Origin of the sequence: Desulfuribacillus stibiiarsenatis (assembly GCF_001742305.1) — a bacterium.
Classification (GTDB): Bacteria; Bacillota; Bacilli; order Desulfuribacillales; family Desulfuribacillaceae; genus Desulfuribacillus_A; species Desulfuribacillus_A stibiiarsenatis.
In genome coordinates this window covers 74,262-96,836 of the sequence record NZ_MJAT01000040.1, presented here as the reverse complement: position 1 = coordinate 96,836, position 22,575 = coordinate 74,262, and the positions used below count along the sequence as shown (strand labels likewise).

The following is a 22,575-nucleotide window of genomic DNA, read 5'->3' as shown; positions in this document are numbered from 1 at the left end:
TTTTCATCTTTTAAAGAATACGTTTGAATGTAGTTTAATGTAAATATAAATCTTTACTACTTCTATTATGTTTTAAACAATGTAATTGTGGCGATTCACTCCCTTGTCCTTGTACCCATCGATACTTTCCTTTCTCAAGCTTTCCTAGCAACTTCGTCTCCCTTTCTAATTCTTCATAACTAGTAGGAAAACGATTGTGAATTTGTTCAAAATAAATGACAGCGTTTCGGAAGGCTATTAACCTGTGTGAACATATATTTTCATCGATCTCATTTAGTACATATTGAACTCCAAGAAATAGGAATGCATTAACTAATATAGTTATGATAGATATTCGCCAGATGGAGATTTTGCGGCTCTTAATCATCAGATTATCTTTATTACTATTATCAAATTGCTCTGTCATTTCATGATTAGATTGTTGCCCATGAATAGTTTGTTGCTCATGATTACCGCGTTTACTCTCCATGACATCCCTCTTCCAATCTATCGTTTTCGTCAAGTGTAAAAACGGGATTAGCCTCTCTCCAACGTAACACTGCTAAAAGAACACCAAGGAAAATCCAATATAGAATCGATACTCCAATGGTACTATCATTAAAAACTCCTTGTACAAGATACGCTACAATCATCAATGTAGCTGTAATCAGTAATGTATCGATTTTCTGATGTAAATAGTCTTCATATATTTTCTTTATAATAAGTAATAAAACACATAAATTTATGATGATAAAAATAAGTAATGCTGGAATCCCAGCTCCCACTGCTATTTGCAAATAAAGATTATGAGGCTTATCGACAATAATCTTCATCTGTCCTAACCCATTAAACTTCCTCAAGTCCCCCTGTGGAAAATGGTGAGCAAATGTCTCCATACCGTAACCGAAAATCGGCTTTTGGTATACCATTTCCAATGAATTTCTCCAGATAAACCCTCGACCACTTCCTAAGCGATCTAGCGGACTTTCGTGTGGGTAGTATTTTTGCAACAAGTTCCAATATTCAATGTCACTAGAAGTTTCTGTTGAAGGAAAACTGACTCTCTCTTCAGGTGTATTGTTAATCAAAGCTTGAAACACATTCACCCCATAATGGAAAATACTTGTAAATTCATTAAACATCCCACCATTTGCATATACATCCATACCTACAACAATTACAATCATTAGTATAAGTAATATAGCAAGCTTTCTCCATGAATACCACTTCCATAGCATTCTTAATGCTACAACAATGAGTATGCCAACGCCCACAGCCATCGTACCACTACTCGACTTACTTGAAATTAAGGATGCCCAGAATAATAATAGAATCGGTAAGGAAATACCAATTATCCATTTATTTGATGTATTTAAGTAGAATACAAATGGTATGAAAAAAACAATACTCATATAACCACTTAAATAGTTGGGGTTATACAAAGTCCCATATGCACTATGAGTGAAATTCCCGAAATTCGCTATCTCTTTATAGTCTGCACCTTTTATAAGTAACCCGAGACTTGAAGCTTGTAAAGGGTTATACCCATAAAATTGACATAGTGATATAACAGCGACTATAATTGCCCCACTCGTTGCAAAGACTAAAAGCCAATATACATTCTTAGGAGATGCTACAACATACCGAGTAACCGTCAAAACTAAAATATACATAATAATAACAAAAACGCCTTCATATCGGTCACGATACCCTAAGAAACTTTCGGCTGGAAAATCAGATAAATAGGCAGAAATAACAATCCAGATACCAAATACATACATTGCATTTAAAATTACATCATTTTCTATTTGTATCGCTTTTTTACGAACTAAGAGTAGAAACAAAAGCGTTATAGCCATTCCTAAGAGATACAATATATAACTCTTTATTAAGAAGAAGCCATCAAAATCACCATATAGTTTGGACTGCCACATTGTCCACATCCATCCACCTATAAGAGTATCTTGATGGACTGGTATGACACGAACAGCAATTGGAATCAAAAATAAACATAATCCAACTAGACCAACAATAATATTCTGAGACGATACACGGGATAACATTTAAATTTCCTCCCGTCTTATCTCTTTTTGCTGAAATAGATTTTCTGATTCAGTCTCTATATAAGACGGTAACTTATCTTCTGATGTAGTTGTTGTTTCTTGTTCTTCTGGAACTAAATCTGCGAGAAGTTCTCTATATCGGTTTGCCTCATTATACATTCCTTGGTTCTCGTAAAACGTAATAATCCGCTCATATGCCCGTTCCCAATGATAATTGATTCGTAAGGCCTGATGATACGCTACCACTGATTCTAGATGCCTATCTGATTCCCATAACCAATCTGCTCGAAGTAAATACACTTGATAATAATTAGGATATATTTCATCTGCCATTTCTAAATGGAATAACGCCGTGTCTAAATCTCCTGCCTGATAGGACTCAGTAGCAGATTTAATGGAACGTTCTGCCTGAATAAATCGCTCATTAATTTGATTTTCTTTAAACATATAGAAAGGCATCCAAGTAATCCACGCTATGATTCCTATGATGAAGAAAGCAATCAATAGATTTTTCGTATGAAATAATTTTGTTATAGAAAGGTAAGACATGCTTCACCGCCAAATATAAACATAAAACCCGACCCCGTATGAGGTCGGGTTTGTTCCCGATTGCAAGAAAAACAGATTATGGTAGTAAACGAATGTTAAGTGTTCCAGTATTAGTGCCAGTTGGAGCAGAGCCACCTTGCCAATAAACATCAACGCTATTTGCCGTTCCAGCATTAGTACGAATAATAGTTTGTGCTATTTTGTCGCCTACCTCACTTGTAATACCAGGAACTGCTAAAAATTTGCCATCAGTAATCGAATAACTATCAGTAAAAGGTGCAGGTCCAATTGGTTTTTCTAAATAGGAACTTAAGTTAGATGTAGCAACAGTTGTTGCATTATTGTCTGTACTATATAAGACTGCGGCTGTTTTAATTGCTCTGTACTCAGAAATTACAGCTGATATCTTACTTTTTTCAATCTGTGCGAAAATGTTTGGTGCGATAACCGCTGCTAAAATACCAATGATTGCGATTACTACTAATAGTTCCACTAATGTGAAACCTTTTTGATTCTTCTTGCTTTTCTTCATGAAACGCATCAATGTTTTCACTCTCCCGTTTTTTTGTTTGTTACATCTTATGCGTAAATTCAGAATCGGCAGAACATAAAAACCGAACCAAACTTACTAAGTAAAAAATAATTAATAAGTGCGGATCGGTTTCACTACTCGCTCCATCTAGCCCAAGTGACCACATACAGACTAAATATCTTAGCATTCCTAAAAGTTTTTTGCTTGTATAGTAAATACAGGTGTTCACCCATATTAAACTAATATAATTATACCATCAAAGGTCCTATTTCACAATAAAATTCTACGACTTTCTTCACATAATCAGAATTTATAGAATTCTGATCATAAGTAACAGCAACTAAGGTACTTGCTGCGCTCACGACTTGCAATTGCTAAGTTTTGTTTATGGTGCAGATTTCTTATCGTTCCATAAACTCCCTCATAGCAAGTCCAGTAGCAAGACTATACATTGGGTCTAATTCACTATATGCGCCTACTAAGACTGGAATGCCAATTTCTGCTTCTAAATATGCATCTAGCCCTTGAAGATTGGATGATCCACCTGTAATGATAAGTCGGTCAAGACGCACTTTCGCTTGCATCTGGTAAAAATCAATAGATCTTTGAATCTCTTGTGTCAGTGAGCTTAGTATATCGGTAATCGACTCACCAATTAAGTATTCATCATAAGGGGATGTCGTTGTTTCTTCGGGCACGACTTCTATCCCAATGTTCCCCACGCGTTGTTTATGCTTGAGATCTATAGCAACAGCAACTTCCTTCCCTATGGAATGAACAATCGCATCGGTGATTTGATGTCCAGCAACTGGAATACCTCTCGTGAACTGAATGTTATCCTTCTGAAAAACGACTAAATGGCAGTTACTATGACCCATATTTAATATCGCTTGGTTCGGTAAAGCTTCATCATAGTAATGGGAACACCATACTCTGTATAACGATAACGGCTCAATCTCCACAGCATATGGCTTAAGATGGGCAGATTCAATTATCTGAATCAAGTTGCTAATCATATCTTTCGGAACTGCAGCCAGTAGCAGGTTATAGTGTGGTGTGTTATCGACAATCGTTTCTCCAAGTATTGTATAATCCAAGTAGAATTGATCCAGTGGTGTCGGAATATATTTCTCAGCCTCGAAATGGACCGCTTGATCCAGTTCATCTAATGGCATAATTGGTAGTTTAATTGGTCGAGTGATGACATTACGACCACTAATAGCCATCGTAACGGTAGCGTTGTTCTTGATATTTCGTTCTTCCTTAAGGTCCACTAATGCATCGCGAATGACATCTGGTCTCTTAATCACACCATCGATGATAGTATCCGTAGGGATTGGAAGCATCCCATAATTCTCAACCATATGAGTATCATCATTTTCACCTTGCTTAAGCTCAACCATCTTTATCGAATAACTGCCTAAGTCAAGCCCGATATGTTGAATTTTCTTTTTTAGATATTTCTCTAAGAATTTCATAGGACCATACAGCCCCTTCTATAGTTTATATGCTACAACAATAATTATCATATTGTTTGAAGCTTCTCCCTATTACACTATTCTATAGGAATAAAGAAAAGTAATAATCAAGTATTGTATTTCCCCAGACGAGTACAATCATTGCACCAGCTACGAGAAATGGACCAAACGGAATCTGTCTTCTTCTTTTAAATCCTTTTGCGAAGGAAAGTAGCACGGCATACAATAATCCTAGTAACGACGCGATAAAAAGCATCAAAAACATCAGCTTCCAGCCAGTAAACAAGCCTATGGCAAATGCGAACTTAATGTCCCCGCCACCCATTCCACCACGAGAAGCAAAAGCTAAAATCCATAGGATTCCTCCACCAAATATGCTCCCAAGAATGGCATCCGTAATTGGCAATGTAATACCTGCTATGGAAGATATAATTCCTGTAATACATATGAGTAAGTTAATCTCATCAGGTATGATATAGTGCCGAATGTCTATGATTGTAATTGCAACAAAACACGGTACAAGTATCCAATACACAAGTGTTAAAGGAGTAAAACCAAATATCATATAAATCAAAATGTATAATAAACCAATAAGTGCTTCAATCAACGGATATTGTACAGAAATCTTTATTTTGCAATTGGGGCACTTCGCCCTCTGTAGCATGTAACTGAAAATTGGAATGAGCTGATACCATTTCAATGTTTGTTTGCAATTAGGGCAATGACTTCCCGGCTTGATTACTGATTGTTCGTTCGGCAATCGATAAATTACAACATTGAGAAAGCTACCAATCACTGCTCCAATGATGAATACATAGCTAAATATAATAATTGTGTATATATGCTCTAGCATAGATTCACCCGATATCTATTAAAATAAATTCCAATCATATTACTTAGCAAAAAGTATGAAGTTTCCAAACGCTGCTGTTAATTCTTGATATGCTCCAATAGTTCCTTCGTTTCTAATAAATTCTACACGCACAGTTAAACGTTTTGCATCCCCTAATCCTTCATACTTCAACCATCTCGCATATTGTGCAGGTTGTACTGGATTCTCTTCCGTAATACGAAGGCTAGGACTGTCTAATAAACGGTCATCCGCATAAAAACTAACAATAAACGTACTCGAACTGTTTTGCGTGTGATCTTCTACACCAACGTAAGTTTCAAATCCTGAAAACTGCTGGTCTAGTTTAACTACGAACTCCATGACGTTTGGGTTATCTAATTGAGCAGCTCCATAATCTACTAACAACCCTGTAGAAAATTTCCTCTGTGCAATACTAACAGATGCATCATTCGATGTATAAAACGGTCCTACATTCCGTAACACGGCTAATTGGCTAATAGCACGCGATTTCGGATCATTCTTCGGAGTTGTTAGAATGACTTCACCTGTCTCTTGCTTCCATTTCACATCTACTCCTAATGCTTCTGAAACAGTGCGAATAGGCACCAAGACTCGTCCATTGTCAACCACTACTGAAGCATCAGAAGTTATGACTTTCTTACCATCCACTAGTACCACAATATTACGATAAATCCCCTCTAGCTGTTCCCTTACAGTCGTAGATTGAGCAGATACAACCGTTATAGCAAAGGACATAGCCATTACAACAACGCAGACAATTAGGAGTCTAGTAGTTCTTTTTATTAACTTTTCTCGTTGCTCTTTTGCAAATCTTTCTCGGCGCATTTCGATCCTCCTAAGACGGTTATTGTTTTACTTCTTTTTTGGTTGGAAACGTATATCGTGGGGTTCGTTCCTCAACCCCGTCAGTTGGTTGTTGTGATGGATTACTTGGTTGTACATTCCCTGGATTTGTGATCGTAACAGTCGGCTGAAATACATTTTCCCGACTAGAAGGATCAGCTACAACTGGCGCTACATCCTCAGCTAGCAAGGAACCCAAAGCATTTAATTGCAGCTCTAACCAGATTTCATCACGTTTGTCAGATTCAAAGGAATTATGATAATCAATCCGCAAATATTCTGGAAGTAACGCTTTTTCCTGGTTATCGATATATGCTAAATAGTCTTGTATCGATTGAATAGACCCTTTCGCTTGGATCGTGTAGGGAATTTCCCATAAAGAGCCTCGTACATTCACTTCGCCTTGGTTTAAGGCAACCATAGAGAAATTCTTGTCTCTAACTTGGGATTGATCTCCTAATACTAATAGTGGCTCACCTTTTAACACTTGCCAGTTAAAAGCGCCAAAGCGATCTTTAAAAGATTTTCTTTGGTCTAGTGTCTTCTGTTCCATGTCTTTCATTTTCAGCACAGTTGACTGTAGCTCGCCTATTTCCTGCTGCAATAGCTGTTTCGATTCATGTAACTGTGAAGTACTTGGAAGATACCATTGAAATAAAGACCAGTACAAAGTAGCAAGTAAAAGAACAACCGCAACTACCATAAGAAGTTTCTTATCGCGATCTGAGAGATTTGTTTGTATATGTCTTAGTTTGTCAAGCATAGTAACTCTCCCACTTTCTTATTCTTTAATCTTGCCTTCGATGTGAAATTCAACAATGGTCACTCCATCAACAATTATTTCACTAGAATTTATTACTTTCATTTGATTTGTATACGATAATTGATTCAGATGGTACGTTAGTGATCCTACAGAGTTCACAGACTGGCTATAACCATGAATGCTAAGCATTGTTGCTTTATTCACTGGCTTTGAAGCATTTGCTTCTTGCCCGGATATTTGCTCCTGACCTTCTGCAGACAGCTGAGTTTCATCTCCATTATTTGCCGATAGCTCTATTTGCGTATACCATATTTCCTTCGGAGTAACTCTTTGAATATCCTGAAGCAGCTGGCTTAATCCTACCGGCTGTAATTGGACTTCCAGAATCTCTTTGGATTGTTGTTCTAGTTGATTCAGCTCCTGTTGTAACCCCGGTAGCTTGCCCGTCACTTCTAGTAAACTATTTTTCTCTGATTGGAGCTGTGAAATCTCTTTTTCCATGGCATGCAATTGATAGTTTCCGATACCTATGAACATTAGAAAAAAGATGCTAAACACGACAATAGAAGCCTTCTTAATAAAGGCATTCGTATCAATGATATATTCACTCTGTATTTCTATTGGTAAAAGATTCATTTTTTTGATAATCATGCTTATACCAACCTATCTATCAGTTTTGTGTATATTAATCTTTTCTCATCATAACACAGGCGTTTTCTAAATTACAGAGAACATTTTTACCATTGGTAGCATAAATGCGATTACAATTCCGCCTATGACAATTCCCATAAACACCATAATCATTGGTTCTAAGGCGCTAGAGAGTTTGCTAACGAGCGCATCAACATCTCGATCATAGAAAAAGCTGATTTTTTCCAGTAATAAGTCAAGCTCCCCAGTTTCTTCCCCTACTGCTATCATGTGCAGTGCCATCGGAGTAAATACCCCTGATGCCTTTAGCGGTTCTGCCAACCCCTGACCATCTCTCACGTTGTTCTTCGCCTTGTCTAAACTGGCAATCATAACACTGTTGTCTGTTGTCTTCTTCACAACTTCTAGGGCCGTGATAATCGGAACACCGCTTCGTAATAATGTACTCAATGTACGGCTAAAACGAGAAATAATCAATTTCGTCTGGAGCGGACCAAATACCGGAATCCTAAGCATCAATCGGTCTAACATCAACTTACCTCTAGGAGCACTGCGAAAACGTTTAAATAGCATATAAATAGAGATTATGAAGCCTAGATACAGATACCAATAAATACGCAAACTATCACTGATAGATATTACAAATAAGGTAATCCCAGGTAATTCAATATCCATCCCATCATATATGGAAATGAACGACGGGAGTACGAAGATTAACATAAATACTATCGCCAATATTGCCATTGTAAAAACAACCGTCGGATAGGTAAGAGCCGATTTCACTTTCTCTTTAATCTCATCTTCCTTTTCAAAGTGGTTGGCCATACGTTCTAGCACTTGCTCAAGAACCCCACCCACTTCACCAGCTTCTATCATGTTGGTATACATCAGCGGGAATATCTTTGGATGTTTACCCATCGCTTCTGATAGGGTTAATCCTTTTTCTAAGTCTTTACCAATCGTTTGTAATGCGTTACGAAGTCCTTTGTTTTCTACCTGAACTTGCAGGATATTTAACGCCCGTAGCAAAGGAACCCCTGCATCAATCATTGTCGCAAACTGCCTGCTAAAGATTGCAAGGTCCTTAGTCTTCACCTTCTTCTCATTCAATGAAGCGAAGTTGAAATTCAGATTCATAGTTGTTGTTGAACTTACGCTTTCAACTTTCGTGACGATAAGGTTTTGGGCGCGCAACTGACCTAATACTGCTTGGCTACTCTCAGCTTCCACAATACCTTCAACCACTTTCCCAGACCGATCGCGTGCTCGATATCGGAAGGATGATGCCATTTTTACCACAGACTCCCCATATTAGGTGATGAATTGCTGGTATTATCTTTATCAACAAAAAGCTTATTTGCTGCTTCTTGAGTAATTAACCCTTGTTGTAACAGACTCTTCAGAGCTAAGTCCATGCTTTGCATACCGAACTTACCGCCTGTTTGTATCGATGAAGGGATTTGGTGTGTCTTCCCTTCGCGAATTAGATTTCGGATTGCTGGTGTTACCGTCATAATTTCCATAGCTGCTACGCGGCCATTCCCATCTTTCTTCGGAAGTAGTAGCTGTGCAACAACACCCTGTAAGGTAGCTGCTAATTGAATACGAATTTGTTGCTGTTGATGTGGTGGGAATACATCAATAATTCGATCCACAGTGGACGCTGCCGAAGAAGTATGAAGAGTTCCAAACACTAGGTGACCAGTTTCTGCCGCAGTAATTGCAATGCTGATGGTTTCAAGGTCACGCATTTCTCCGACTAGGATGACATCTGGATCTTGTCTCATAGCAGCTCGTAATGCAGAAGCAAAGCTTTCGGAATCCAGATGGATTTCCCTTTGGTTGATGACACTGTTTTTATGTTCATGGATAAACTCTAGTGGATCCTCTAAGGTTATAATATGCTCATATTTTTTCTGATTTATATAATCAATCATCGCAGCAAGGGTTGTAGATTTACCACTTCCAGTAGGACCAGTGACTAGAACTAATCCACTTCTTTTATCCGCTAATTCACGCATCACTGGTGGCAAATTCAATTGCTCCATCGTGAGAATCTTTGTCGGAATGATACGCATTACCATTGCAATGTGCTTTTGTTGTTTAAAAATATTCGCACGAAAGCGAGCAACATTCGGAATTGAAAATGAGAAGTCGACTTCTCCCTTTTTATCTAGGGTCTGTTGCTGTTCTGGGGTTGCAACTTGTTTCATAAGGTCAATCATATCTTGATGACTTAACTTATTGCTATACACTGGGCTAAAATGGCCTGCGGGCGTTAATTTACCACTGACGCGAAATACAGGGGTTGCATTGAATGTTAAATGAATGTCGGAAGCCCCGTGTTCCACAGCAACTTTCAGAATATCATTGAGTTGCATAATTACACTCTCCTCTTAGTTACTTTTCATCATTATATGACACACGCACAATTTCTTGAAGAGTGGTTTTTCCTGCGAATGCCTTTTTAATCCCATCTTCCTTTAGGGTAATCATACCTTCCTTGCGGCCAACGTCTTTTATCACATCCGCCGAAGCTTTGCGGGCGACTAAATTACGTATCTCCTTAGTTACTGGCATGAATTCATGGATGGCAGTCCGCCCTTTATATCCCGTATTATTACAGAAACTACAACCATTCCCCTTGTATAGTGTAATTGGTTCTGTATCACTCGCACCAAGGAACAATCTCCAAGGGTCTTGTTCCGGCAACTGGAAACTGCGCTTACAATCAGGGCAAATTGTACGAACTAATCGTTGTGCCAGAACTCCAACCACTGCTGACGCTACAAGAAATGGTTCAATTTCCAAATCTAACAATCTTGTAATCGTACTAGCAGCATCGTTAGTATGCAAAGTACTCAAAACTAAGTGCCCCGTTGTTGCAGATCGGATGGCGATTTCCGCCGTCTCCTTATCACGAATCTCCCCGACCATGATGATATCAGGGTCTTGACGAAGAATCGACCGTAACCCTCCAGCAAATGTCATACCCGCTTTAGTGTTGACTTGCACCTGGTTAATTCTATCTAATACGTATTCTACGGGATCCTCGACAGTTACGATATTCTTCTGCGCATCGTTGATTTCATTAAGTGCGGCATAAAGGGTGGTCGTCTTACCACTACCAGTAGGTCCTGTTATGAGAATTACGCCATAGGTTTGCTTTAATGAATTCTTGAACACGACTTCCGTGTCGGAATCCATCCCTAATTCTTGGATTGAATATAAAACATTTGATTTATCTAATAGACGGATTACGACCTTCTCACCAAATATTGTCGGCAAAGTCGAAATACGCAAATCTATATTACTATTACCAGACTTAATCTGAATACGTCCATCTTGTGGTACGCGCTTTTCTGAGATGTCCATATCTGCCATAATCTTAATTCTCGAAACTAATGACGCTTGCGTCTGTTTCGGCAAGTCCATCATGTCTTGTAAGATGCCGTCAATTCTATAACGCACACGGACTTGACGTTCCGCAGGTTCAATATGAATGTCAGATGCTTTCTCCTTAATCGACTGCTGAATAATCGCATTGACAGCCTTTGCAATTGGAGCTTCATCTGTTGCATTCGCTAATTCGTCTAAGTCAATTGTATCGGTAATCCCTTGGTCCTGCTTCTGCATCTCCTGAAATTGATCACCAAAGGCTTGTTTAACAGTATCTGTCAAACCGAAGAATCTGGATATGACTCGATCAATTTCAATTTCCATCGCAATTACAGGCTCTACTTCGAGGCTTGTTTGCATCTTTACATCGTCAAACGCGACAAGATTCAGTGGATCGGCCATCGCTAGTCTTAGTCCAGTACTCGTTCGTTCAATTGGTACCACTTTATGTCTTCTTGCAAGATCACCAGATATGATTTTGACAACTCTAGGGTCTAAACGTAATTTATGCAACTGTACTTGTGGTATGCCTAATTGAAACTCTAAGACTTCATTGATACTTTGTTGTGTAACGAATCCTAATTGAATCAATGCTTGCCCTAAGCGTACACCCATATCTCTTTGGACACGTAACGCTTCTTGCAACTGTATGTCAGTAATTAAATTGGATTCAACTAGAAGATCTCCTAAACGTTTTTTCTCGGGTTTAGCCACGATGTTTCCTCCAAATTAGACTATTTCTAACCTATTTATATAATAACACGAAGTCTCTGAATAAACTCTCAATACTATGAAATAAAATTAATAAACAAAACTTGGCATTTACCAAGTCTTTTAGACGCAGGTAATGCCATAGTTGCCGCTACTTATAACAGAATTTTCAAATATTCTGTTATACTAAAAAACCGGCTCCATGATATTCATGTGGGCCGGTAATAGTGCCTATTAAAGTCTATTCGACAAAAAATTTATAATTCCTTTTTCCTATGAAAATTTTTAGGTAAAAAGTCTATTCAAGTAAAAAATATGGTATTTTTATCCTAATTGACCCTTTACTTGCTTCGAGTTTGTGTTCGTTGGTTTAGTCGACTGAATGTTTTTATTTTCTGGTGTATCCTTTGCCTTACCATGCTTCTCACCAACGCCGATTACCTGCGGTACAGCCTTATACTCATATTGCATGATGAGCTCCTCTTGCTTGCGCTGATCCCAAGTACGGTACAACTCTATCTTATATCCTTTTTCGCCTTCTGAAATAGTCTTCTCACTATACGGACCAATCGTTGTATCTAAGTGGTACACGCGGTCTGGTAGAAATTCTTGTTGATTCCTGGTTTCCAAGGCATATTCCACATAATCCCCTTGATTTCCATAGATATCTACAATTAACTCATGTTGATCTGTATAGGTGAAAGCAACATATAGGTTCTTACGTTTAGAATTCGTCATTTTCAGGTCGTACTTTCCGTCTATAATTGTTGCATCATAGCCTAATGGCACATATTGCACCGGTCTCGTGTGACTTTTGTGCTCCAACACTTGCATACCTGCTTTAAGCCCTGCCACGTACAAAGTAGACGACACTTGGCAGACTCCACCACCAATTCCTTCTGATAATACTTCTTCTACGAAAACGGGAGCAACTACATATCGATTAGCTTCCGTATAAGGCCCCGCATGATCATTAAAAGAAAGTATTTCATTCGGTTTTACAACTACAGCATCGATCTGTTCAATTGCACGTTGGATATTATGAATTCGTTTCACATCTTTCGTCTCGACGAAAGTAGAATAACTAGCAAAATGCTTGTCTATATCTCGGATATCGTTCGATACAACCTTTGGCATAACTTCAACTAAGTCTAACATAATCGTGTTGGATTGAAGGCCATTGCCAAGAGCTGATTGGATTGTTAAAAGAGAGTTATCAATATTGATTTTACGTCCAATTTGTTCTGGAAGCTTTTCAAATTTACTACCCTTTTTCACAATTCTTGCATTTACTACTGGGGTATTCATCTCATTCGCTATGCCTTGTAAAATTTCAAGCATAGCATTTCGGTTATATTGAAAAATCAATGGTACGTTTTGTCTTCGAGTATCTCTAGTTAAGCTAAAGGTTTCTCTAACTGTCGACTCGACATCATATAGAACATTGATGTCTCTAATTGGGACAATCCATTCTCTATCTTCTACAACAATGATAATATCCTGATCTTCAATCTTGCTTACAACTTCATGTAAAGCCTCGACAGCTTCCTCTTGGGTCATATTTTCGAGAGGTACGCCCGCAATGGAAAATCCGTTTTTCATAATATGGCTTTGCTTATCATTTGCACTTACTTGATCTGCCACTAACAACGATATATTACTAAGAACTAATAGCGGAATCAAGAAAACCGCAAATATTCTCACGCCATGTCCGAAGCGCGATTTTGAGTCCATCGTCTACCCCCTTGAAAACAATTAATCCGTTACAATCATGCTTAATTCCAGAAGCTTGTTACGTCCCATTGCTTTTACTTGTAATACTTGTTCTTCTGTAAGAATCGTACCTGTAGGAACAATCACCGCTCCATTATCACCAATGAAATCACGAGTAACTTTCTTACCTTTTAGAAATAATGCCTGGCGATCTTCGAATTGTTTCGCAACATCCGTTGTATCTACTACAAGTGTTTCCTCATAGACTTCAGATGGAGCAACTTTTTCTTCTACAGCTTCAACAGCCGGTGCTTCTTCCACCACTGGTTCAGTAATCGTTTCTTCCACTACAGGTTCTTGTTCTTCTACAACAGGTGTATTCACTTCTACCACAGGCACTACCACTTCAACCGCTGGTTTCACTACTTCAACAGCAGCTGGTTTCTCGACAACAACTGCCTTAGGAGCTAAAGTTTCATTTTTTTTTTCTACAAGAGCAGGCTCCGCTTGCGCGAAATCTTCAAATGATACAAGTTGATCTATGATGTCTTCTACTACTACCACTACTTCTTTACCATATGTAAGAATATTTTTCTCTAAAATTACTTTTCCTTCTAATTCTTGATTGTTTGTTAAAACACAACCTAGAATTTTTCCTGAGAACTCATCAATGTAGAATTCACTAACATTTCCTAGTAAAGATCCTTTTTTCGTCATCACTTTATTGTTAATGATTTGAATGTTCTTTTTTAGCATGTCATGAGAAGTTGGCGTATCTGCTAATTCAATAATCGAAGCATCGCTTTCAATCGTGACAGCATAACTTCCTATACCTTCTATTTTCTCAAAAGGAATCGCTTTGATACCAAAATCTAAACTAAGTGTTTCAACTATTAGATATTCCACCATACCTTGATCTGCATTAATCAGTAAACTTCTAACGCCACCAGCTTCTTTACCATCCATTATGCTAAAAATAGGTAAACCTTTAATTTCTGTACTTTTCTTCATTCAAACCGCTCCTTTAAAATTAATAGATAAGTTCTTATTTATCTGCTTTCAGTAATGCTAACTCTTCTTCCGCTTGACGCTGAATCATTCTTGGTACAGAAGACCATGACATTTCAGGCTTCTTATTCTTTTCGAGTAATGTTTTCACAATATGGATGTGTTCAATTCTATATTTTACATCTAATACGAGTTCCTTCGAAAGAGATGGAATCTTGTACATCGATTGTAAGTAATGAATGGCTGTTGCATAGTCTCCTAATTCTAAATATAAGTCAGCAAGCTCCGAAGTTGCCATGTGGCGCATAATATCTGGTATTGACTCAGACTTTTCAATCTTCGTACCGATTTCTATCGCCGCTTGGTATTTGCGTAGGGATTTTAATCGAATTAGTTCATTAAACTCATCAATGACATTAAATGACGGTTCTGATTGTTTAGAGCTTGTCTCATCATTAGAAGCAGCAACTGTTGGGATTTCTGACATCACTGGTACATCAGGTATATATGGTATAATTGGCATGCCTGTGTCTTCCAATATAACACGATCTTCTACTTTGGATAGTATCGGTGTAATCTTAGGTTTTCTAATTGGGATAATTTCTTCTACTTCTACTAATTCTTGTGTTTCTTCTACTTCTACTTCTATTTCTATTTCTATTTCAACTTTTTCTTCTATTTCTAGTACTTCTTCTTTTTCCTGTATTTCTTGTATTTCTTGTATTTCTTGTACTTCTTCTTTTTCTTGTACTTCTTCTTTTTCTTGCTCTTCTTGCGTTTTCACTACTGCTACTTCTTGTACTTCTTGTACTTCTTCTGTTATTACTTCTTTTACTTCCTGTAAAGACTGATGAACAATCTCCTCTTGCATTTGTATCTCTTGCTGTTGGGATTCCAAAATTTGCTCGATTTCCTCAGAACTGAGTTCCACTACTTCGTCCTTATTAGCTTGTCCCACTCTAGTGCTATAATTGCTTAAAATAATAGCCGCTATCAATGCAATCCCTATGTAAATAGAAGACGCTACTACGATATCAGAAGCCTCAAATAAAAAGGGAGACATTAACCCTATTAGAGCTGCACTCCAATAAGATATCTTCCCAATCGATTCATTCAAAATTTGCACTTTCTTACTTAAAAGAAGGTATGAAATGATTACTATGGATATATAAAGTGCGTAGTAGTATTCCATTTACTCCCCCCTATCTTGATGTAAAAAGCTAAAAACAATCATCACTAGTACTGTTATTCGACAAGATTTTTATATTTCCTTCTTTTCCAGTGATGTTAAATAGTAACCGATGCCAACATCACTAAAATCGAAAAAGAGCCAATATGGCTCTTTCTAGTATTTCTACAATTTAACATTCCTAAACCATTAAATCATTGAAATCTATGCTCCTATTTGGTAGGCATACTATAATATAAGTCTATCGATTGTGCGGACTAAGTCGGTAATCTCAGGCTTGCTGATTTGTGCATCAGCACCTACGACTTCGCCTTTATGTCTGAGTGTGTCAGTAATCAGAGAAGAGAAGATGATGACTGGTAGTTTCTTTAATTGATTGTGTTCTTTCACTCTTCTAGTAAAATGATGCCCATCCATCTTAGGCATTTCTATATCTGTAATGACTAACTGAATGTGATCTGTTAGCTTATCGCCATATTTATTCGCTAGGTCTTCTAAATACTCCCACGCTAATCTTCCGTCATTATAGAAATATAGGTTTTGGAAGCCTGCTTCTCCTAATGTATCGCGTAACAATTGACGAAGCATAGTAGAATCTTCTGCAATTAAAATATTTTTGTTAGAACGAACACGTGGCCCAAGTTCTTTTACCTGATCCACAGTGATTCCAGTTTTCGGGCTCATTTCTACGATAATTTTCTCAAAATCTAATAAGATAATTAAGCGTTCACCCATTTTAATAATACCTGTTGTTGTACTCTTATCAGCATCAGCGAATTCTGAAGGCTTTTCAATTTGCTCCCATGAAATACGGTGAATACGATTCACAGTATGAACGTGGAACGCAACTTTAATCATATTAAACTCGGCAATAATGATACGATCTTCTTGAGGACGTTCGGACGCAGATAAGTTCATTGCCTTAGCTAAATCAACAAGTGGAATGACTTCTCCACGTAAATGTATTACGCCTTCTGCATTGGGATGACTATTTGGAAGCTTAGTAATCTTTTGAGGAGTGACGATTTCCCGCACTTTCATAACATTGATACCAAAGCAACCACTGCCGATACCAAATTCTACGATTTCTAATTCATTGGTCCCGCTCTCTAATAAAATCCCTTTTTGATGATTCATATCCTCAATCGCCCTTTCCCATATCCTTCTATATACAGATTCGCCGTCTATAGTGGAAATCCTTTTGCCTTAAGAATAATTCTAAACGTTTTTTTGCGTTTGTACAGTACTTAATTCTTTTCTTTGACTACAAATTCTTCTGCAACATAATTTGCAAGCTCTACGGATGCTTTCCAGATATCGCCTGCACCCATGGTTAGTACTAAATCCCCAGGCTTCATTTGATTCTTCATTTTCTCTATGACTTCTTCCTTCGTTGGTACGAATTGCGCATTCCCATGACTGTTCTTACGAATCATTGAAACTAGCTTTTCAGCACTCACACCTTCAATCTTTTTCTCTCCTGCAGGTGAATAGATATCAAGTACATAGACTTCATCGGCGTCAGAAAATGCTTTGCTAAAGTCATCGAACAAGAAAAAAGTGCGCGTATATCGCTGTGGTTGGAAGATTGCTACTACGTGCTTACCACTCGCTTTAGCTGCAGCAAGTGTCGCCTGTATTTCCGTTGGATGGTGAGCATAATCGTCAACAATCGTAATATTATTAGACTCTCCCATCACAGTAAATCTTCGCTTTGCACCAATAAAGCGCTCTAATTGCACTTTAATTGCTTGTAACGACATGCCCGCCTTTAAGCATGCAATGATTGATGCCACTGCGTTTAACACATTATGCTTTCCCGGTACTTTCAGCACAAAACTATCAATACATTTATTTTTACTATACAAGTCAAATGAAATATGTCGACCTTCTTGCATAATATTTTTGATTGAGTAATCTGCTTCATCACTATATCCATAGGTAATCACTTCCGTCTTAATGTCTGGAATCATTTCCTTAAGATACGTGTCCTCGTAGCAGACGATTGCACAACCACCAGGTTTAATATGATTCATATATTTACGGTAAGCCGCTTTTAAATTCTCAAACTTCCCATCATAATTCTCAAGATGGTCAGGTTCAATGTTCGTAATGACTGCAATCTGCGAATAGTAGTTCAAGAAACTACCATCACTTTCATCAGCTTCCGCTATCACAAAATCACTAGAGCCAGCTTTTGCATTGCTGCCTAAACCCATGACTTCTCCACCAATGACAAAGGTCGGGTCTGCGCCACCACTTTCCATAATATAAGCGATCATGGAGCTTGTTGTAGTCTTTCCATGTGCACCTGCAACAGTAATTCCTATTTTTTCATTGAGGATTCTCGCAAGCATTTCTGAACGATGAATCAGAGGAATCTTGTGTTCTAACGCAGCGTTTAGTTCTACGTTATCTTTCGGTATATCAGTTGAATATACGACAAAATCAGCTCCCAATACATGATCCGGACTATGTCCAATATATACGGTAGCGCCTCTTTCTTCTAAATTGATTGTTAAATCTTTTCGTGTTACATCAGAACCTGTGACTATGAAACCCAAATCTAGCATTACCCGCGCAATCGCACTCATGCCATAGCCACCAATTCCAACGAAATGAAACCTTTGAGAGTTGTTCACTCTTTCACCAACCTCTACACTTTTTTCGTCCACCACTGCCGTGCTTCCGAGACCATATATAACGATCCTGCTATACATATTATATCGTTTTCCTGTGCCCTACTGAGAGTTAATTGAATCGCTTGCATGATATTGGGTTGAGAAATAGTCTTGATATCGCCATGCTCTTTCAATTTTCCCTCAAGCCACTCCACCTTAGCTGCTCTATCATTGTCTGGTTCTGTTACGATAATCTCTTTCGCTAACGGTATAATAGTTCCAATCATAGCATCTACTTCTTTATCTGCTAGAATTCCAATACACCAAATGTACTTGCGATTACCAAATTGTTGTTGCAGCGACTGAGCTAGGGCTTGAAAACCTTCTGGGTTATGGGCCCCATCAATAACAACAATTGGATTTGTTTGTATGACCTCGAAACGACCCGGCCATGTAGCTTCTAAAATGCCCTTGGCTGTTTTTTCTGGACTTAATCTGACTCCGTGAGATTCATAAAGAATTTGCAAAGTAGCTAGGGCTAACGAGAGATTATTCGCCTGATAAGCACCTACTAGCTTTGTCTTCCAAGCGTGTAATCCAAGAAATTCTCGTCCGTCCATTGTGAAGGAGATTTCTAACTCCTTTAAATCTATCTTAACTATTTTATTATAGAAATCTTTACCTAATTCGTATATTTTCGATTTTTTTTCATTACTAATATCAAAAATGACATGTTGAGCCTCCAGTTGCTGTACACCGCTCACAACCGGAACCTCTCGTTTGATAATACCTGCTTTTTCTGTCGCGATTTCCCCTAGGCTCGAACCTAATATATTTATATGGTCAAATCCGATATTGGTGATAACTGAAATAAGTGGGATGATTACATTTGTCGCATCAAACCGTCCACCAAGGCCGACTTCTAATACAACGTAATCCACCTTCTCAATCGCGTAATATAAAAACGCGAGTACGGTAATAATCTCAAACTCAGTGACTTCCCCTAGAGCATCCACAGGTAGAGTTGTGATTGCTGTTTTGACTTGTTCCGCAACTTCACATAGCATCGCGTCATTTATATCTTGATTATTAATAGCAATTCGATTATTAAAGGCATCAAGGTAGGGCGAAGTAAAAAGCCCTACCTTATATCCATTCGCACGTAAAGCACAGGCAAGAAATTTGCATGTCGATCCTTTTCCGTTTGTGCCAGCAACATGTATAATCTGCAAGGATTTCTCCGGATTCCCTAATTGCTCAAGCATCCACTCGACTCTCGACAAACCGGGCTTAATTCCAAAACGTTGGAATGATTGTACCCATTGGATGACATCCTGCTGTGTTTGAAACATGCATCTACCTACCTTACTGTTTTTTTAACTCTGCAATACGTTCCTCAACGGTTTGCAGCTTCATTTTGTAGTCTTGTTCCTTTTCCTTCTCTTGTTCCAAAACATGTGCCGGAGCTTTTGCAACGAACTGTTCATTGCCTAATTTCTTTTGTAAGCGATCGACTTCGAACTGTAGTTTTTCCATTTCTTTCTCTAATCGAGCTATTTCCTTAGACGTGTCAATGAGCCCTTCTAAAGGTATGAACACCTGTCCACCAGAAGTAACAGCAGTCATTGCTTTTTCTGGTACTTCAATATCCTGACGGATGGTAAGCGACTCCGTATTGCATAGTCCCTGAATGTATCCTTTACCAGTTTCAAATACCTGCAGGTAGCTTGCACTATTTGGCTTTAATAATAACGTGATTTTGCGACTAAATGGTACATTCATCTCCGCACGAATATTGCGCACATTGCGAATCGTATCCATAAGAATCGCCATTTCTTCCGCTCCTTGCTTAAACACTAACTCCTGCTTAAATTCTGGGAAAGGTGCTACCACTAGCGCTTTTCCTTGGTGCGGAATATGTTGCCATATTTCCTCAGTAATATAAGGCATATATGGATGTAATAGTTTTAAGATTTGATCTAGCACGTAGCATAATACGGATTTTGTCGTATGCTTTGCAGCTACATCTTCACCGTTTAACGTCAACTTTGCAAGTTCAATATACCAATCGCAGTAGTCGCTCCAAATGAAATCATAAAGAACACGACCTGCTTCGCCAAACTCATATTTTCCAAGAAGTCGATTGAAGTCTTCAACCGTCTCGTTCAATCTGTGTAAAATCCATTGGTCGGACGTGCTTAATGGGCCCTCTAATGAAACTTGCTCATATGTTAAATCACCTAGATTCATCATCACGAATCTTGATGCATTCCACATCTTATTCGCAAAGTTTCTAGCACTTTCTACTTTATCCCAGTGGAATCTTTGGTCATTTCCAGGAGCTGTGCCTGTTGCTAGCATAAAGCGCATCGCATCCGCACCATAATTCTCAATGACTTCTAATGGGTCAACACCGTTCCCTAAGGACTTGGACATTTTACGCCCTTCCGCATCACGGACTAGCCCAGTGATCACTACATCAGAGAATGGCTTTTGCTCCATAAATTCTAGTCCACTAAAGATCATACGGGCTACCCAGAAGTAAATAATGTCATATCCAGTGATTAACACATCCGTTGGGTAATACTTTTTCAGGTCTTCCGTTTGATCTGGCCAGCCTAATGTTGAAAACGGCCATAATGCAGAGCTAAACCATGTATCAAGAACATCTTCATCTTGATTCAACTTAAAGCTACTACATTTCGGACATGTTGTAGGCGTTTCTTTTGAGACAATCACTTCGCCACAGTCTTGGCAGTACCAAGCTGGGATACGATGTCCCCACCATAGCTGTCTTGACACGCACCAGTCACGTGTATTCTCCATCCAGTGTAAATATATCTTAGTGAAACGCTCTGGAACAAAGCGAACGTCTCCGTTCTTCACGACATCGATTGCTGGCTCTGCCAATGGTTGCATCTTCACGAACCATTGATCCGATAGATATGGCTCAATCACTGTACTGCAACGATAGCAATGACCAACCGCATGGTTATGATCTTCTACCTTATCTAATAAATCTAGACTCTTTAGTTCTGCTATCACTTGTTTACGAGCATCATAGCGGTCTAGGCCAGAGAATTTCCCTGCATGGTGATTCATTTTACCTTGCTCGTCCATAACAGTAATTGGAGTTAGCTTATGACGCACTCCAATTTCGAAGTCATTCGGATCATGGGCAGGGGTAATCTTCACAGCACCAGAACCAAATTCCTTGTCTACATATTCATCTGCAATGACTGGAATTTTGCGATCTACTAACGGTAGAATTAAATTCTTGCCAATCAAGTGTTTATACCTGTCATCTTCTGGATGCACAGCAACAGCAACGTCACCTAACATCGTTTCAGGGCGCGTTGTAGCAACAGTTATGAATCCACTTCCATCTTCTACTGGATAGCGTATATGTGTTAATGAACCTTGCTTATCTTCATGCTCTACTTCAATATCTGATAGAGTTGTCTCACAACGTGGGCACCAGTTAACTATATAGTTCCCTCGATATAACAGACCCTTTTCATACAGTCTAACGAATACTTCACGGACTGCCTTCGAGCAACCTTCATCCATCGTGAAGCGCTCTCTTGACCAATCGCAGGAGCAACCCATTTTCTTTAACTGGTTAATGATAATATCGCCATACTTATTCTTCCATTCCCAAGTCTTCTCTAAAAATGCTTCGCGTCCTACATCGTAACGAGATTTCCCTTCTTGTGAAAGCATATTTTCTACACGATTTTGTGTAGCAATACCCGCATGGTCTGTTCCAGGTAACCATAATGCATCATACCCTTGCATACGCTTCCATCGGATAAGGATGTCTTGTAATGTATTGTTAAGGGCATGTCCAATATGTAAATTCGCTGTGACATTTGGCGGCGGTATAACAATCGTAAATGGTTCCTTGTCCGACTCGTTGTTCGCTTCAAAATATTTACCATCAAGCCAGAACTGATATGTCTTTTCTTCAATTTCCTTTGGGTTATACTTCGTTGGAATCTGTGAATATAAATTCTCTTGCATAAAAAAACCTCCGATATACGAGATGTATGAAAAAAACTCCCGAGCGCCTAAAGGACGAGGAGTACTAGGTTTCACATTCTATTAGTAGTTTAAACATTATTACCTAAAAAATCAACCTAGAAAGAAAAACTACCAGCAAGCAACTGGTAGTTAGTAATAGTATTATTTTGCTGGTAGTA

Annotated in this window: 19 protein-coding genes and 1 riboswitch; all 19 genes read right to left on the bottom strand. The window is 38.5% G+C overall.

Going from position 1 to position 22,575, the window contains the following annotated elements:
• Positions 1–34: 34 nt before the first annotated feature.
• Positions 35–469: a hypothetical protein gene (locus BHU72_RS15090; protein ID WP_069703458.1), complete on the bottom strand. Its 435-nt coding sequence runs from the start codon at positions 467–469 to the stop codon at positions 35–37.
• Positions 459–2,042, bottom strand: a complete 1,584-nt coding sequence (locus BHU72_RS15085) for an O-antigen ligase family protein (RefSeq protein ID WP_069703457.1) — start codon at positions 2,040–2,042, stop codon at positions 459–461. Before BHU72_RS15085 ends, BHU72_RS15090 begins: the two co-directional genes overlap by 11 nt.
• Positions 2,043–2,489, bottom strand: coding sequence for a hypothetical protein (locus BHU72_RS16660; RefSeq protein WP_176720512.1), 447 nt, complete (start codon positions 2,487–2,489; stop codon positions 2,043–2,045). It abuts the gene before it with no gap.
• A 178-nt stretch (positions 2,490–2,667) separates the two neighbouring features.
• Entirely contained in the window at positions 2,668–3,123 is a 456-nt protein-coding gene (locus tag BHU72_RS15075; protein ID WP_218076161.1) for a type II secretion system protein, read from the bottom strand.
• A gap of 114 nt (positions 3,124–3,237) precedes the next feature.
• A riboswitch (cyclic di-GMP riboswitch) is annotated at positions 3,238–3,321 on the bottom strand.
• Positions 3,322–3,524: 203 nt separating this feature from the next.
• Complete coding sequence (pilM, locus tag BHU72_RS15070) at positions 3,525–4,601, bottom strand: type IV pilus assembly protein PilM (RefSeq protein ID WP_069703454.1); 1,077 nt, start codon at positions 4,599–4,601, stop codon at positions 3,525–3,527.
• Between the two features lie 82 nt (positions 4,602–4,683).
• Positions 4,684–5,454: a prepilin peptidase gene (locus BHU72_RS15065; protein ID WP_069703453.1), complete on the bottom strand. Its 771-nt coding sequence runs from the start codon at positions 5,452–5,454 to the stop codon at positions 4,684–4,686.
• Between the two features lie 39 nt (positions 5,455–5,493).
• The gene (locus tag BHU72_RS15060) at positions 5,494–6,300 is read right to left on the bottom strand and encodes a stalk domain-containing protein (protein WP_069703452.1); all 807 of its coding nucleotides are present in this window, start codon (positions 6,298–6,300) and stop codon (positions 5,494–5,496) included.
• A gap of 19 nt (positions 6,301–6,319) precedes the next feature.
• Complete coding sequence (locus tag BHU72_RS15055) at positions 6,320–7,081, bottom strand: hypothetical protein (RefSeq protein ID WP_069703451.1); 762 nt, start codon at positions 7,079–7,081, stop codon at positions 6,320–6,322.
• 18 nt (positions 7,082–7,099) lie between these two features.
• On the bottom strand, positions 7,100–7,732 hold the full coding sequence (locus BHU72_RS15050) for a PilN domain-containing protein (protein WP_069703450.1): 633 nt from the start codon (positions 7,730–7,732) through the stop codon (positions 7,100–7,102).
• A gap of 66 nt (positions 7,733–7,798) precedes the next feature.
• Positions 7,799–9,022, bottom strand: coding sequence for a type II secretion system F family protein (locus tag BHU72_RS15045; protein WP_069703449.1), 1,224 nt, complete (start codon positions 9,020–9,022; stop codon positions 7,799–7,801).
• A gap of 2 nt (positions 9,023–9,024) precedes the next feature.
• The gene (locus BHU72_RS15040; protein WP_069703448.1) at positions 9,025–10,113 is read right to left on the bottom strand and encodes a type IV pilus twitching motility protein PilT; all 1,089 of its coding nucleotides are present in this window, start codon (positions 10,111–10,113) and stop codon (positions 9,025–9,027) included.
• Between the two features lie 19 nt (positions 10,114–10,132).
• Entirely contained in the window at positions 10,133–11,845 is a 1,713-nt protein-coding gene (locus tag BHU72_RS15035; RefSeq protein WP_069703447.1) for a GspE/PulE family protein, read from the bottom strand.
• 321 nt (positions 11,846–12,166) lie between these two features.
• Positions 12,167–13,576, bottom strand: coding sequence for a VanW family protein (locus BHU72_RS15030; protein WP_069703446.1), 1,410 nt, complete (start codon positions 13,574–13,576; stop codon positions 12,167–12,169).
• A 21-nt stretch (positions 13,577–13,597) separates the two neighbouring features.
• Entirely contained in the window at positions 13,598–14,566 is a 969-nt protein-coding gene (locus BHU72_RS15025) for a PRC-barrel domain-containing protein (protein WP_069703445.1), read from the bottom strand.
• A 34-nt stretch (positions 14,567–14,600) separates the two neighbouring features.
• Complete coding sequence (locus BHU72_RS15670; RefSeq protein ID WP_069703444.1) at positions 14,601–15,755, bottom strand: hypothetical protein; 1,155 nt, start codon at positions 15,753–15,755, stop codon at positions 14,601–14,603.
• 225 nt (positions 15,756–15,980) lie between these two features.
• Complete coding sequence (locus tag BHU72_RS15015; RefSeq protein ID WP_069703443.1) at positions 15,981–16,889, bottom strand: chemotaxis protein; 909 nt, start codon at positions 16,887–16,889, stop codon at positions 15,981–15,983.
• 110 nt (positions 16,890–16,999) lie between these two features.
• Positions 17,000–18,394 carry a UDP-N-acetylmuramate--L-alanine ligase gene (gene murC / locus BHU72_RS15010; RefSeq protein WP_069703489.1) on the bottom strand — a complete coding sequence of 465 codons (1,395 nt, stop codon included), beginning with the start codon at positions 18,392–18,394 and terminating at the stop codon, positions 17,000–17,002.
• 14 nt (positions 18,395–18,408) lie between these two features.
• Positions 18,409–19,725 carry a bifunctional folylpolyglutamate synthase/dihydrofolate synthase gene (locus BHU72_RS15005; RefSeq protein ID WP_069703442.1) on the bottom strand — a complete coding sequence of 439 codons (1,317 nt, stop codon included), beginning with the start codon at positions 19,723–19,725 and terminating at the stop codon, positions 18,409–18,411.
• A gap of 13 nt (positions 19,726–19,738) precedes the next feature.
• Positions 19,739–22,396, bottom strand: a complete 2,658-nt coding sequence (locus BHU72_RS15000; protein WP_069703441.1) for a valine--tRNA ligase — start codon at positions 22,394–22,396, stop codon at positions 19,739–19,741.
• Positions 22,397–22,575 lie beyond the last annotated feature (179 nt).

What these genes read in the sequence shown, in the direction of transcription:
- BHU72_RS16660 (WP_176720512.1), bottom strand. Translation starts at nt 2,489, where the DNA reads ATGTTTAAAGAAAATCAAATTAATGAGCGATTTATTCAGGCAGAACGT.
- BHU72_RS15005 (WP_069703442.1), bottom strand. Translation starts at nt 19,725, where the DNA reads ATGTTTCAAACACAGCAGGATGTCATCCAATGGGTACAATCATTCCAA.
- BHU72_RS15670 (WP_069703444.1), bottom strand. Translation starts at nt 15,755, where the DNA reads ATGGAATACTACTACGCACTTTATATATCCATAGTAATCATTTCATAC.
- BHU72_RS15075 (WP_218076161.1), bottom strand. Translation starts at nt 3,123, where the DNA reads ATGAAGAAAAGCAAGAAGAATCAAAAAGGTTTCACATTAGTGGAACTA.
- BHU72_RS15090 (WP_069703458.1), bottom strand. Translation starts at nt 469, where the DNA reads ATGGAGAGTAAACGCGGTAATCATGAGCAACAAACTATTCATGGGCAA.
- BHU72_RS15040 (WP_069703448.1), bottom strand. Translation starts at nt 10,113, where the DNA reads ATGCAACTCAATGATATTCTGAAAGTTGCTGTGGAACACGGGGCTTCC.
- BHU72_RS15015 (WP_069703443.1), bottom strand. Translation starts at nt 16,889, where the DNA reads ATGAATCATCAAAAAGGGATTTTATTAGAGAGCGGGACCAATGAATTA.
- BHU72_RS15060 (WP_069703452.1), bottom strand. Translation starts at nt 6,300, where the DNA reads ATGCGCCGAGAAAGATTTGCAAAAGAGCAACGAGAAAAGTTAATAAAA.
- BHU72_RS15055 (WP_069703451.1), bottom strand. Translation starts at nt 7,081, where the DNA reads ATGCTTGACAAACTAAGACATATACAAACAAATCTCTCAGATCGCGAT.
- BHU72_RS15065 (WP_069703453.1), bottom strand. Translation starts at nt 5,454, where the DNA reads ATGCTAGAGCATATATACACAATTATTATATTTAGCTATGTATTCATC.
- BHU72_RS15045 (WP_069703449.1), bottom strand. Translation starts at nt 9,022, where the DNA reads ATGGCATCATCCTTCCGATATCGAGCACGCGATCGGTCTGGGAAAGTG.
- BHU72_RS15000 (WP_069703441.1), bottom strand. Translation starts at nt 22,396, where the DNA reads ATGCAAGAGAATTTATATTCACAGATTCCAACGAAGTATAACCCAAAG.
- pilM (WP_069703454.1), bottom strand. Translation starts at nt 4,601, where the DNA reads ATGAAATTCTTAGAGAAATATCTAAAAAAGAAAATTCAACATATCGGG.
- BHU72_RS15025 (WP_069703445.1), bottom strand. Translation starts at nt 14,566, where the DNA reads ATGAAGAAAAGTACAGAAATTAAAGGTTTACCTATTTTTAGCATAATG.
- BHU72_RS15085 (WP_069703457.1), bottom strand. Translation starts at nt 2,042, where the DNA reads ATGTTATCCCGTGTATCGTCTCAGAATATTATTGTTGGTCTAGTTGGA.
- BHU72_RS15030 (WP_069703446.1), bottom strand. Translation starts at nt 13,576, where the DNA reads ATGGACTCAAAATCGCGCTTCGGACATGGCGTGAGAATATTTGCGGTT.
- BHU72_RS15050 (WP_069703450.1), bottom strand. Translation starts at nt 7,732, where the DNA reads ATGATTATCAAAAAAATGAATCTTTTACCAATAGAAATACAGAGTGAA.